Annotated in this window: 7 protein-coding genes and 1 pseudogene; 6 read left to right on the top strand and 2 right to left on the bottom strand. The window is 71.0% G+C overall.

Annotation, left to right across the window (positions count from 1 at the left end; all coding sequences use genetic code 11):
* Window positions 1-2,963: WD40 repeat domain-containing protein (locus tag DQW85_RS36390; protein ID WP_205315672.1), on the top strand; the 2,963-nt coding region annotated here is incomplete at its 5' end.
* 9 nt (window positions 2,964-2,972) lie between these two features.
* Here DQW85_RS36390 and leuE read toward each other — a convergent pair.
* A complete protein-coding gene (gene leuE / locus DQW85_RS36385; RefSeq protein WP_113704287.1) occupies window positions 2,973-3,677 on the bottom strand; it encodes a leucine efflux protein LeuE in 705 nt (234 codons plus the stop codon).
* A 231-nt stretch (window positions 3,678-3,908) separates the two neighbouring features.
* On the opposite strand from leuE, the gene DQW85_RS36380 reads away from it, so the two are divergent.
* The 4 genes from DQW85_RS36380 (at window position 3,909) to DQW85_RS36365 (ending at window position 11,005) form a co-directional block, all read left to right on the top strand.
* Entirely contained in the window at window positions 3,909-5,354 is a 1,446-nt protein-coding gene (locus DQW85_RS36380; protein WP_113704286.1) for a cellulase family glycosylhydrolase, read from the top strand.
* Window positions 5,355-5,509: 155 nt separating this feature from the next.
* Complete coding sequence (locus DQW85_RS36375) at window positions 5,510-7,339, top strand: M14 family metallopeptidase (protein WP_205315671.1); 1,830 nt, start codon at window positions 5,510-5,512, stop codon at window positions 7,337-7,339.
* A gap of 361 nt (window positions 7,340-7,700) precedes the next feature.
* Window positions 7,701-9,113, top strand: a complete 1,413-nt coding sequence (locus tag DQW85_RS36370) for a carbohydrate-binding protein (RefSeq protein WP_113704284.1) — start codon at window positions 7,701-7,703, stop codon at window positions 9,111-9,113.
* Between the two features lie 92 nt (window positions 9,114-9,205).
* Window positions 9,206-11,005, top strand: a complete 1,800-nt coding sequence (locus DQW85_RS36365; protein WP_113704283.1) for a chitinase — start codon at window positions 9,206-9,208, stop codon at window positions 11,003-11,005.
* Here DQW85_RS36365 and DQW85_RS36360 read toward each other — a convergent pair.
* On the bottom strand, window positions 10,984-12,465 hold the full coding sequence (locus DQW85_RS36360) for a molybdopterin-dependent oxidoreductase (protein ID WP_162795664.1): 1,482 nt from the start codon (window positions 12,463-12,465) through the stop codon (window positions 10,984-10,986). The two genes, DQW85_RS36365 and DQW85_RS36360, sit on opposite strands and share 22 nt — an antisense overlap.
* Before the next feature lie 236 nt (window positions 12,466-12,701).
* On the opposite strand from DQW85_RS36360, the pseudogene DQW85_RS36355 reads away from it, so the two are divergent.
* Window positions 12,702-13,281: pseudogene (locus DQW85_RS36355) on the top strand (hypothetical protein); the annotation flags it as partial.

Here is a 13,281-nt window from a genome sequence, read left to right as displayed (position 1 = left end):
GGCCGGCCGGGCTGATCGTCATCGGGGTGCGGGGCGACGCGTGGGACCGCTGCGCGGCCCTGCCGCCGCTGGTGGACGCGTTGCGGGCCGGGCCGTTCACCGTGGCGGCGATGAGCGAGACCGAACTGCGCCGCGCCATCGTCGGCCCGGCCGCACGCGCCGGCCTGCCCCTGGAAGAGGGCCTGCCCGATCAGGTACTGGGAGACCTGCGCGCCTTCGCCGCCTCCACCCGCGGCCGGGGCGACGACGTCATCGCCGGGATCGGGCTGTCGCCCGGGGCGGGGGCGCTGCCGCTGCTGTCACAGGCGATGCTGCTGACCTGGGAACGACGCGACAAGGAGGACGACCGGCTCACCCTGGACGGCTACTACGCCACCGGCGGCATCGCGGACGCGGTGCGCACCAGCGCCGAATCCGCCTACGCGGGACTCACCCCGGCGCAACAGGAGGCGACCCAGCAGATCATCCAGCAGCTGACCGTGATCACCGCGGACGGGCACATCGCCCGCCGCCGCCTCACCCGTGACGAGGTGCGCGCGCACCGCGACCCCGCCGGCGTCCTCCAGGCCGACGCGGTGCTGCGGGCGTTCATCGACCGGCGTCTCATGGTCGCCGACGGCGACAGCGTCGAGGTGGCGCACGATCTGTTGCTGGTGACCTGGCCCCGGCTGTCCGGCTGGCTCAAGGAGGACCAGGAGCACCGGATCCTGTACGGGCAGGTGCGCCAGGACGCCGAGGAATGGCATCGCTGCGGGCGTGACCCGTCCTTCCTCTACCAGGGGAGCCGGCTGGCGAGCCTGCGGCAGGCGCGTGCCCACTGGCAGGCTCACCCGTCGCGGTATCCACCATTGTCCGGCACCACCCGGCAGTTCCTCGTCGCCTGCGATCGGGCCGCCACCCGGCGCAGGCGCCTGGCAAGTGCCGCCGTGGCGACGCTGGTCGTGCTCACCGTGATCGCCTCGATCGCCGCCGTCATCGCCCGTCAGCAGGGTGGGAGAGCCGAGGCCCAGCGGAGGGAGACGCTCTCGCGCCTGCTGAGCGTCACCAGCGAACGGCTCAGGGATGCCGATCCCATCGTGTCGGGCCTGCTGGCCGCGACGGCTCTGCGCTTCGCCGGCACCGACGCGTCCCGGGCCGAGGCCCGGTACAACATGATGGCCGTACTGGCCGCCGGCGTCCGAGCCGTCCTCGACGGCCACACCGACCGCGTCCTGGGTGCGGCGTTCAGCCCCGACGGCAAGGTCCTCGCCAGCGCGGGGGACGACGGGAACCTGCGGCTGTGGGACGTGGCGACGAGGCGGCAGATCGCGGACCCCCTGGACGGCCACGGTCCTGTCCGGAGTGCGGTGTTCAGCCCGGACGGCAGGACCCTGGCCGGTGCGGGGGACGACGGGATGGTACGGCTGTGGGACGTGGCCACCCGGCGGCCGATCGGCGGCCCGCTCAAAGGCCATATCGCCCTCGTCATGGGTCTCGCGTTCAGCCCTGATGGCAGGATCCTGGCCAGCGCCAGCAGCGACGGGACGGTGCGGCTGTGGGACGTGGCCACCCGGAGGCCGGTGACAGGCCCGCTGGAAGGCCACGCCGACAGCGTCTGGGGTGTGGCGTTCAGCCCGGACGGCAAGGTCCTCGCCAGCGGGGGGGACGACGGGACCGTGCGGCTGTGGAATGTGGCCACCCGGCGGCCGATCGGCGACCCGCTTCACAGCCACGCCGAGAGAGTCTTCGGCGTGGCGTTCAGCCCGGACGGCAGGACGCTGGCAGGCGCGGGCAGTGACGGGACGGTGCGGCTGTGGAAGGTGGCCACCGGGCGGCCCATCGCGGATCCGCTGCGGGCCGGCAGCGGCGCCTTCTGGGGTGTGGCGTTCAGCCCGGACGGCAGGACGCTGGCCGCCGCCGGCGGCGACGGGACCGTACGGCTGTGGGACATGGCGACGAGGCGGCAGATCGCGGAGCCGTTGAGAGGCCACAGCGGCATCGTCCGGACCGTGGCGTTCAGCCCGGACGGCGACACCTTGGCCAGCGCCAGTGACGACGCGACGGTGCGGCTGTGGAATGTGGTCACCCGGCGGCCCACCACGGAACCGATTCACGGTGTCGCAGACGTGGTCATGGGCGTGGCGTTCAGCCCGGACGGCAGGACCCTGGCCAGTGGGGGCGACGACGGGACCGTGCGGTTGTGGAATGTGGCCACCAGGCGGCCGATCGGCGACCCGCTTCACGGCCACGACCGCAGCGTCTTGGGTGCCGCGTTCAGCCCGGACGGCAGGATCCTGGCCAGCGCCGGTGGCGACGGGATTCTCCGGTTCTGGGACATCGCCACCCGCCGGCTGATCGCAGGCTCGATCCACCGTCCCAGCGGCGCCTTCTGGGGGGTGGCGTTCAGCCCGGACGGGAGGAGCCTGGCCACCACCGGCGGAGATGCGACGGTGCGGCTGTGGGAGCCGGCCACCCGGCGGCCTATCGCGAACCCGATCCACCACACCGGCGGCGGCCTCTTCGGCGTGGCGTTCAGCCCGGACGGCAGGACCCTGGCCACCACCGGTGGCGACGGGATGGTGTGGTTGTGGGACGTGGCCACCAGGCGGCAGATCGCGGACCCGTTCCAGGGCCACACCGGCCTCGTGGTGGGCGTGGCCTTCAGCCCGGACGGCAGGACCCTGGCCAGCGCCGGGGCCGAGGACGGGACCGTACGGCTGTGGGACGTGGCGACGAGGCAGCAGATCGCGGACCCGATTCACGCCCACACCGACGGCGCCTGGGGAGTGGCCTTCAGCCCGGACGGCAGGAGCATGGCCAGCGCCGGAGAGGACGGGACGGTGCGGCTGTGGGAGATCAGGCTGCCGTCAGATCCGCTCAAGGAGGTCTGTGCCCGCGCGGGCCGCTCCCTCACCCCGCAGGAATGGCGTCACCATCTGCCCGACGAGCCGTTCCAGGAGATCTGCCCCCGCCGGGCTCGCTGACGGTCTCGCTCATCCGCCCAGCGAGGTGGTGGCGAGCTTGGCTCCGAAGCCCATGAAGACGGCGCCCACGCCCGAGGTGAGGCCGGCGCTCAGGCGGCGGCGCACCCGGAACTGGTGCGCCAGGAACGTGCCCCCGAAGATCAGCGCGGTCAGGTAGAGGACGCTGAACACCTGGATGATCGCCCCCAGGATGAGGAACGACAGGGCGGGCGTGCCGTACCCCGGGTCCACGAACTGGACGAAGAACGAGACGAAGAACAGGATCGCCTTCGGATTGAGGAGGCTGATCACCAGAGCCTTCCGGAAGGGCCGCGGCACGTCGGCCTGCCCGGAGCCGGCAGCGGCCACGGCGTCGCCGCCGGCATGGGCTACGGGCACGCCGGCCGGGCCGACCCCCTCGGCGTCCGAGGCGCGCCAGGCCCGCCACGCGGTCCTGATCATCTGGAACCCGATCCACGCCAGGTAGCCCGCACCCGCGTACTTCACGATCGTGAACAGCGCCGGGTTGGAGCGCAGCAGCGAGGCCGCCCCGGCCGCGGAGAGGATCATGAGGACCGTGTCGCCCACGAAGACGCCCGCCGCCGCCCGATGCCCCTGCCGGACGCCGTGCCGGGCGGCCAGGCTGAGGACGTACAGGGAGTTCGGGCCGGGCAGCAGGATGATGAGGAAGGCGCCGATGACGTACGTCCAGAGGTCCGTGATGCCGAAGAACATGCCCGTCGCTCCCGAGGAAGTTGTGCCACTTCACGGTAACGCCTGACCGGTCCCCGGGCGCAAACCATATTCCTCTGCTCACCCTGGTCTCGGAAGCCCCTATTCGGCTCAGCGGTCTGGCCGTTTTGACCGTTCCAGTCAGATTGGGTCTTGTCTCCGAATGGACATCCGATCTACGCTCCCAGTTGCTCGTTAGTTAAGTTTCCTAATAAACGAGTAGGAGCACCCCCCATGCACCGATTCACCCGGATCGCCGCCCTCGCGGCGATCGCCGTGGCCTGCCTGCAGGCGCCGCCGGCCCTGGCGGCCGGCACCGGGCAGAGCGCCCGGCCCGCACAGGCCCGAGCAGCCGCCACCACGTACGAGGCGGAGAACGCGACGATCTCCCAGGGCCTGGTCGAGTCCAACCACGCCGGCTACAGCGGCACCGGCTTCGTCAACTACAACAACGTGACCGGCTCCTACGTCCAGTTCACGGTGAACGCCGCCTCGGCCGGCACGGCGTCGCTGGTCTTCCGGTACGCCAACGGCACCACCACCAACCGTCCGATGACCATCGCCGTCAACGGCACCACGGTCACGAAGGACTTCCCCGGCACCGGCGCGTGGACGACCTGGCGGGAGGTCACGCTGGACACGGCGCTGAACGCCGGGGCCAACACCGTCCGCGCCACCGCCACCACGGCCAACGGCGGCCCGAACCTCGACAGGCTGACCGTCTCGGACCCCGGCGGACCGCCCGGCGCGGGGACCCCGGTCGAGGCCAACGGCCAGTTGCGGGTCTGCGGCGTCAGGCTGTGCAACAAGAACGGCAAGGAGATCCAGCTGCGCGGCATGAGCTCGCACGGCCTGCAGTGGTACTACCAGTGCCTCAACACGGCCTCCCTGGACGCCCTGGCCAACGACTGGAAGGCCGACGTCCTCCGCATCTCCATGTACATCCAGGAGGGCGGGTACGAGACGAACCCCCGCCTGTTCACCGACCGGGTGCACAACCTGATCGAGCAGGCGACCGCGCGCGGCATGTACGCCATCGTCGACTGGCACATGCTCACCCCCGGTGACCCCAACCACAACCTGTCACGGGCGAGGACGTTCTTCACCGAGATCGCCCAGCGGCACAACGGCAAGAACAACATCCTCTACGAGATCGCGAACGAGCCCAACGGCGTCTCCTGGTCCACGATCAGGAACTACGCCCACCAGATCATCCCGACCATCCGTCAGAACGACCCCGACGCGCCCATCCTGGTCGGCACCCGCGCCTGGTCGTCGCTGGGCGTGTCCGACGGGGCCAGCGAGACCGAGGTGATCAACAATCCGGTCAACGCCACCAACATCATGTACACGTTCCACTTCTACGCGGCCTCGCACGGCAGCGAGTACCTCAACTCCCTGAGCCGGGCCGCCGACCGCATCCCGATGTTCGTCACCGAGTTCGGCACGCAGACCGCCTCCGGCGACGGGTCGAACAACTTCACCCGGTCGCAGCAGTACCTGGACCTCATGGCCCAGAAGAAGATCAGCTGGGTGAACTGGAACTACTCCGACGACTCCCGCTCCGGCGCCGTCTTCACCGGCGGCACCTGCCCGGGCGGTCCGTTCGCCGGCACCTCCCGGCTGAAGCCGGCAGGAGTGTGGGTCCGCGACCGGATCCGGACGCCTGACGACTTCTGAGCCCCTCCCGGCGCTCCCGCCTGCCGTGCCGCCCCTGGTACGGCAGGCGGGCGCCACTCCCGGAAAAAATTGGGTCTTGCTCCACGCCGGGCAACGTCTTAACTCTCGGTTCAGGCGCGTGTCAAACCCAACCCGCGCGCTCTAGGAGGACCAGGTTGAAACGCCGATTAGTCATCCTGATGGCCGTCCTGGGACTGGTCTGCCTGACCGGCGCGACCGGCGCCGGGGCCGCTGCCGAGCCACCCCCGAACCGGCAGTATCGCGTGCAGGGGCCGGTCAACGCGCAGCAGCGCAGCGCAGTGGCGGCGACCGGCGCCGCGATCGACGAGGTGGCGAAGGACTCGGTCCTGGTCACCGCCACGGAAGCCGAGGTCGCCGCGATCGCGAAGCTCGGCTACCGGGTCACGGAGGCGCCGCGCCCGTTACCCCCGTCCGGTGTCGGGACAGCTGACTTCCCGCCGTCGGACTCCGGCTATCACAACTACGCGGAGATGAACGCGAACATCAACGCGCTGGTCGCCGCCCGTCCGAGCATCGCCAGCAAGTTCGTCTACGGCACGTCGTACGAGGGCAGGCAGCTGGTCGGCGTCAAGATCAGTGACAACGTCGGGACGGACGAGGCCGAGCCCGAGGTGCTCTTCACCGCTCACCAGCACGCCCGCGAGCACCTCACGGTCGAGATGGCGCTCTACATGATGCACCTGCTCGCCGACAACTACGGCAGCGACCCCCGGATCACCAACCTGGTCAACTCCAGGGAGATCTGGATCATGCCGGACCTGAACCCGGACGGCGGCGAGTACGACATCGCCACCGGCTCCTACCGCTCCTGGCGGAAGAACCGGCAGCCCAACAGCGGCTCGTCCGCGGTCGGCACCGACATGAACCGCAACTGGGCCTACCAGTGGGGCTGCTGCGGCGGCTCCTCGGGCTCGCCCTCCAGCGACACCTACCGAGGCCCGTCGTCCGAGTCCGCGCCCGAGGTCAAGGCGGTGGCCAACTGGGTCCGCGGGCGCGTCGTCGGCGGCGTGCAGCAACTCAAGGCGCACCTCGACTGGCACACCTACAGCGAGCTGATCCTGTGGCCGTACGGCTACACGTTCGACGACACCGCCCCCGGGCTGACCCAGGACGACCGGGACGCCCACGCCACGCTGGGCCAGAACATGGCCACGACCAACAACTACACGCCCCAGCAGTCCAGCGACCTCTACATCGCCGACGGCACCATCAACGACTGGATGTGGGGGGCGTACAAGATATTCAGCTACACGTTCGAGATGTATCCGACGGGCTCCAGCCCGGGCTTCTACCCGCCGGACGAGCAGATCGTCCCGCAGACCACCCGCAACAGGGAGGCCGTGCTGCGCTTCCTCGAGTACTCGGACTGCGTCTACCGGATCATCGGCAAGGAGCCGCAGTACTGCGGCTCCGGCAACCCGCCTGAGACCGTCTACTCCGACAACTTCGAGTCGGACACCGGATGGACCGCCAACCCGAGCGGCGCCGACACCGCCACCAGCGGGCGGTGGGAGCGCGGTGACCCCGAGGCGACCACCTCGTCAGGGGCCAAGCAGCTCGGCACGACGGTCAGCGGCGCCAACGATCTGGTGACCGGCCGCCTCGCGGGCGCCTCCGCCGGCGAGCACGACGTCGACGGCGGTGTCACCTCGATCCAGTCGCCGCCGATCACGCTGCCCGCGGGTGGCACGCTGAGCGTGTCACTGTCGTGGTACCTCGCGCACGGGTCCAACGCCTCCAGCGCGGACTACGTCCGGGTCAGGGTGGTGGGAAGCACCACGACCACCGTCCTGCAGCAGGCCGGCGCGGCCTCCAACCGCAACGGCGCGTGGAGCGTGGCCACGGCCGACCTGACCGCCCACGCGGGCCAGACGGTCCGCATCGTGGTGGACGCCGCGGACGCGTCCACCGCCTCCCTGGTGGAGGCGGGCATCGACGACGTCCGCATCACCCGCCGCCCCTGATCCCACCCGCAACTCGATCCCGACCGCCCGATCCGCCCCGCCGTGCGCGATCCCGCACGGCGGGGCGTCCCATACCACCGTCCCCGCCCTACGCGGCTCGTGCGACAGGTGACATTCCCGTTGCTTTGGGTCTTGTAAGGACCCGATGTCAAGGCTACGATCGCGACAACTCTTAGGAAACTTTCCTAAAAGTAATCATGAATCGGGGAACCATGTCCCGGTCGCCGCCTCCCTCCCATGCCGCCTCCCGAGCGCCCGCGTCTCCTGCGCGCGGGCGGTGCCGTACGGCTTGCGCTCTCACCCCCCGGCGCGAGCCGTACGGCACGCCATCCGAACACTGATCACCCCCCAGGGAAACGCCATGAAATTGCGTCGCGTGTTCGTCGCGCTACTAGCCGCCCTAACCATGATCGGCGCCGGGGCGGCCACCACCGTCCCGGCAGCCGCGCGCAGCGCGGTCACGGTCGCCGCCCCGCAGTGGCAGCCCGGCACCTTCTACGCCGTGGGCGCCCGCGTCACCTACAACGGCGTCGACTACGAGTGCAGGCAGGCCCACACCTCCCAGGTGGGCTGGGAGCCGTCCAACGTGCCCGCCCTGTGGAAGGTCGTCGACGGCGGCGGCAACCCCGGTGCGCCCTCCGCCCCGGGCGCGCCCAGAGTGACCGCCACCACCAACAGCTCGATCTCCCTGGCGTGGGGCGCCTCGACCGGCACGGTCACCGGCTACCGCGTCTACGAGGGCTCCTCGGTCAGGGCCACGGTCACCGGCACCTCGGCCACGATCGGCTCGCTCGGCACCTGCACCACCCACACCTACACGATCAGGGCCTACAACTCGGCCGGCGAGTCGGCGGCCAGCGCGGCCGTGACCAGCACCACCAGCGGCTGCACGGGCGGCGGCGGCAAGATGCCCGGCGCGCCCTACCTCTACATGGGCTGGGGCGACCCGCCCTCGCCCGCCTCGGTGATGAGCTCGACCGGCGTCAGGTCCTTCACGATGGCGTTCATCCTGTCGAGCGGCGGCTGCACCCCGGCCTGGGACGGCCAGCGCCCGCTGACCGGCGGCGCTGACGCGCAGGCGATCTCGGCCATCAAGGGCGCGGGCGGCAGCGTGCAGATCTCGTTCGGCGGCTGGCAGGGCAACAAGCTGGGCCCGAACTGCTCCACCCCGCAGGCCTTCGCCGGCGCGGTGCAGCAGGTCATCAACGCCGTCGGCCCGGCGGTGGTCGACTTCGACATCGAGAACACCGACGAGTTCGAGAACTACGTCGTCCAGGACCGCATCCTGAACGCACTCAAGATCGTCAAGCAGAACAACCCGAACGTCAAGGTCGTCGTCACCTTCGGCACCACGCGGACCGGCCCTAACGCGCACGGCATCCGGCTCATCAACCAGTCGCGCGCGCTCGGCGTCCCGATCGACAACTACACGATCATGCCGTTCGACTTCGGCAGCTCCAACATCTACCAGGACACCGTCAACGCCTCCGAGGGCCTGAAGAACGCGCTGAAGAGCGCCTTCGGCTGGACTGACGCCCAGGCGTACGCCCGGATGGGCATCTCCGGCATGAACGGCCTGTCCGACCAGCAGGAGCTGACCACCCCCGCCACCTGGACCCAGATCAGGGACTGGGCCAAGGCGAGGGGCCTGACCAGGCTGGCCTACTGGTCCGTCAACCGTGACCGCCCCTGCCCCGGTGGCGGCGTGGTCTCCAACTGCAGCGGCATCTCCCAGTCCAACTGGGAGTTCACCAGGATCACCGCGGGCTTCTAGACGACCCGCGAGGGGAGGGCGGCGGCCCGCCCTCCCCGGCCGCCCCATCGCACGCCCGTGCGGTGGGGCGCTCTCACGAAAGGACACCCCCCATGAAGCTCCGGGGACTCGCGGCGTCCGCCGCGATCGCCTTAGGCCTCACCGCCCTCCACACCGCACCGGCCTCCGCCGCGAACATCCTGGTCAACCCCGGCTTCGAGTCCGGTCTCAGCGGCTGGACCTGCTCGGGAACGGCGTCAGCCGTGTCGTCTCCGGTGCACGGCGGCACCAAGGCGTTGCAGGCCACTCCGGCCGGCGCCGACCACGCCCGCTGCCAGCAGACCGTCACCGTCCAGCCGAACACCACCTACCAGCTCTCCGCATGGGCGCAGGGCAGCTACGTCTTCCTTGGCGCGACCGGCGCCGGCGTGGACGCCAGCACCTGGGGCGGCCCCGGCTCGCAGTGGGGCCAGATGAAGACGTCGTTCACCACCCCGGCGAACACCCGGTCCGTCACCGTCTACGTCAACGGCTGGTACGGCCAGCCCCCGTACCTGGCCGACGACGTCGTCCTGGACGGCCCCGGCGGCACGCCGGACACGCAGCCGCCCACCGTGCCGGCCAACCTGACGGTCGGCGGGCCCACCAGCTCCAGCCTCACCCTCAACTGGAGCGCCTCCACGGACGACTCCGGCAGCGTCGCCCGCTACGAGATCTCCCGCGACAACGGCGCGCCCGTCTCCGTGACCTCCACCTCCCACACGGCCACCGGCCTGGCCGCCAGCACCACGTACCGGTTCAAGGTCAGGGCGTGCGACGCGGCGGGCAACTGCTCGGCGTACACCAGCGAGGTGAGCGGCACCACGACAGCCGGGGGCGGAGGGGGCGACCTGCCCAAGCGGGTGATGGTCGGATACCTGCACGCCTCGTTCGCCAACGGGTCCGGCTACATCCGCATGCGCGACGTGCCCGACGCGTGGGACGTCATCCAGCTGGCCTTCGGCGAGCCCACCTCTGTCACCTCCGGCGACATCAGGTTCAGGCAGTGCCCGGCCGCCGAGTGCCCGAACGTCGAGCCCGAGGCCGACTTCATCGCGGCCATCAAGGCCAAGCAGGCCCAGGGCAAGAAGGTGCTCATCTCGATCGGCGGGCAGAACGGCCAGGTCCAGCTCACCAACACGGCGGCCCGCGACAAGTTCGTTCAGTCGGTCTCCGCCATCATCGACCGCTACGGCCTCGACGGCCTCGACATCGACTTCGAGGGCCACTCGCTCTACCTCGACCCGGGCGACACCAACCTCGCCAGCCCCACCACCCCGGTCATCGTCAACCTCATCTCGGCGCTCAGGACGCTCAAGAGCCGCTACGGCGCGAAGTTCGTGCTGACCATGGCGCCCGAGACGTTCTTCGTCCAGCTCGGCTACCAGTTCTACGGCCCGGGCCCGAACGGCTCGGCCGACCGCAGGAGCGGCTCCTACCTGCCGGTCATCCACGCCCTGCGCAATGACCTGACGCTGCTCCACGTGCAGGACTACAACTCCGGACCGATCACCGGCCTCGACGGCCGCTACCACACGATGGGAGACCACGACTTCCACGTCGCCATGACCGACATGGTCGTGGCCGGCTTCCCGATCATGGGGAACGCGAACAACTTCTTCCCCGGCCTGCGCCCCGAGCAGGTCGCCATCGGCCTGCCCGGCTCACCCGGCGCGGGCAACGGCTTCACCACGGTGGCCGAGGTGCAGAAGGCCTTCGACTGCCTGGCCAAGGGCTCCAACTGCGGGCCGTACCGGCCGCGCGGGGTCTATCCCGGGCTGCGCGGGCTGATGGCCTGGTCGATCAACTGGGACAGGTTCAACGGCCTGGAGTTCTCCCGCGAGCACCGGGCCTACCTCAACAGGATCAACTGAGTCGGCTTCACGGGCAGGCCCGGCCCCGGCGGCCGGTACGTCGGCAGGGCCTCCCCGTACTCGTGCATCCACGGGTGGTCCAGCAGCAGCCGCATGCGCTCCCCGGCGGACGGCGCCTCCGCCTCCGCCGGGGCCGGCTCCACCCTGTCCAGCGCCAGCTTGGCCACCGCGTCCGCCACCAGGTGCGCGTCCGGCGGGGCCAGGTCGCACCGGTCGTCCGGCCCGATGAGCAGCTCCACGTCCGGCGGCAGCGGGTAGATCGGCCGCGGGATGGCCAGCACCCGCGGCGAAGGGGCCATCGGCAGCCCGTCGCTGACCGCCTCCAGCAGCATCGACCGTGACGAGCGCCCGCTCAGCACCCCGTCGGCGAGCGGCCAGCACAGTCTCCCCACGTTCGTCCCGTCCTCGCCGCAGGCGTGCAGGCACAGGTACGGCACCAGCGGCACCCCGTCGGCCGGCCCCTGCCGCACCCACCCCCGACCGCAGCCGACCAGCACCAGCAGCGCCAGCATGGCCCGGTAGGCGGTGTCGGCGTGCGACGTCTCCAGCCGCCCCGGCACGATCACGCAGCGCCCGCCGGTCCGCCCGGCCGTCGTCCCCAGCTCCCGCGCGATCTTGATCGTGCGCGCCGCCGGGACCCCGGTGAACGCCTCCTGCCAGGCGGGCGTGTACGGCTCGCACCGGTCGTCGTAGCCGCCGGGCCAGCAGCCCGGCAGCCCGTCGCGGGCCACGCCGTACACGGCCAGCAGCAGGTCGAACACCGTCGTCGCCAGGTGCTCGCCGTCACGCACCACCGGCACCCCGCGGCGCAGCAGCCCCGGCCCGTCGTCGAAGCGCGGCAGCAGCACCTCGACCGCGTCGCCGCCGTACACGCTCAGCCCGCCCGCCGACTGGCCGAGCCCGCCGCCCGTGACGAACGCGCCGCCGCGCTCGCGCAGCCGCACCAGCAACGGCAGGTCGGTGCGCTCCATGGCGTGCCCGGCGAACACCGCCCGGTCCAGGTAGAACTCCTTGAGCAGCACGTGCCCCATGGCCATCGCCAGCGCCCCGTCCGTGCCCGGCCGCACCACCAGCGTCTCGTCCGACAGCCGCGTCGGGTGCGGCCCGATCGCCACCACCTTCTGGCCCTTGTACCGTCCGGCGATCACCCACGGCGTGTCCGCCGGGCGCGCGAGCCGGTTGTTCTCGCCCCACAGCATCACGTGCGCGGCCCGCGTCCAGTCGTCGCCCTCGGGGGCGTGGAAACCCGGGCCCAGCATCTGCGCGGAAGCGCTCGGCTGCTCGGTCAGCACCGCACCGCCCAGCTCGCCCACCAGCGCCGCCAGCGGCGAGGTGGACAGGGCCGCGACCCGGTCGGCGCCGTGCTCCGCCACCGTGTGCACGATCGCGGCCGCGGTCAGCTCGGCCGCGGTGCCGTCGTCGAGCGGCACCCGCCGCCCGCCCCGCGCCCGGCGATACACCTCAGAGTTTCCTGTGAGTTTCGCCCAGGCCGCGACCGGGTCCCGAAGCCCGTCTTTCACCTCAAAGTAGAGTCTGACCAGTGCCTGGTTGACCTGCGATCCCCCCATGGAAAGAGTTCAGCACAGACAGTCATGGTCTATCGCGTTACGACCCACCATGTCGGGGATAAGAATCGCACGCGGTACGACAGGCCAAGTGGCAGTAGCCGGACGAGTACGGCAGGCTAGATGCCGCCATGGAATACGCAGTTCTCACGGGGTTCGTCCTCGTCGCCGGAGTCGTGCTCGCCCTCGTCGCCCAGTGGCGCGACTGGCGGCCATCCCTCCTCGTCGCCGTCCTCGTGGGCGTGGCCGTCCGCGTCCTTCTCATGTTCACCGCGGCGCACGACTCGTGGCAGCCCGTCGACTTCGTCGAGAGCTTCAAGCCGGCAGGCGACGCCATCGTCAACGGCCAGGACCCGGTGCTGGCCAGCGAGGGCGGCTGGCACTTCCTGCCGATGATCCCCTACTTCTACGGGATCCTGCTGTGGGCCGGCCTCCCGTGGGAGTACGCCGGCCGCCTGGTCACGGTGGTCGCCGACATAGCGCTGATCCCGCTGGTGGCCAAGCTGGCGGGCGGGCCCAGGGCGTCGCTGCGGGCCCTGCAGTACGCGCTCAACCCGCTCGCCCTCCTCGTCGCCTCGATCCACGGCCAGGTCGAGCCGGTGGCCCTGGTCTTCGGGGTGGCGGCGTTCGTGGTGGCGCGCGGCCCCGGCTCGCCCGAGCGCGCGGGCGTCCGCACCCGGGTCGTCGCCAGGGTGCGGCGGGGCGTGGCCG

This window comes from Nonomuraea lactucae (assembly GCF_003313395.1).
In the GTDB taxonomy this organism is placed as follows: Bacteria; Actinomycetota; Actinomycetes; order Streptosporangiales; family Streptosporangiaceae; genus Nonomuraea; species Nonomuraea lactucae.
The sequence above is the reverse complement of the archived record's forward strand: the minus strand, read 5'-3'. Positions and strand labels throughout refer to the sequence as shown.

Bases quoted from the DNA above. Each gene is read 5' to 3' on its own strand.
- DQW85_RS36365 (WP_113704283.1), top strand. From the start codon at position 9,206: ATGAAGCTCCGGGGACTCGCGGCGTCCGCCGCGATCGCCTTAGGCCTC.
- DQW85_RS36380 (WP_113704286.1), top strand. From the start codon at position 3,909: ATGCACCGATTCACCCGGATCGCCGCCCTCGCGGCGATCGCCGTGGCC.
- DQW85_RS36370 (WP_113704284.1), top strand. From the start codon at position 7,701: ATGAAATTGCGTCGCGTGTTCGTCGCGCTACTAGCCGCCCTAACCATG.
- leuE (WP_113704287.1), bottom strand. From the start codon at position 3,677: ATGTTCTTCGGCATCACGGACCTCTGGACGTACGTCATCGGCGCCTTC.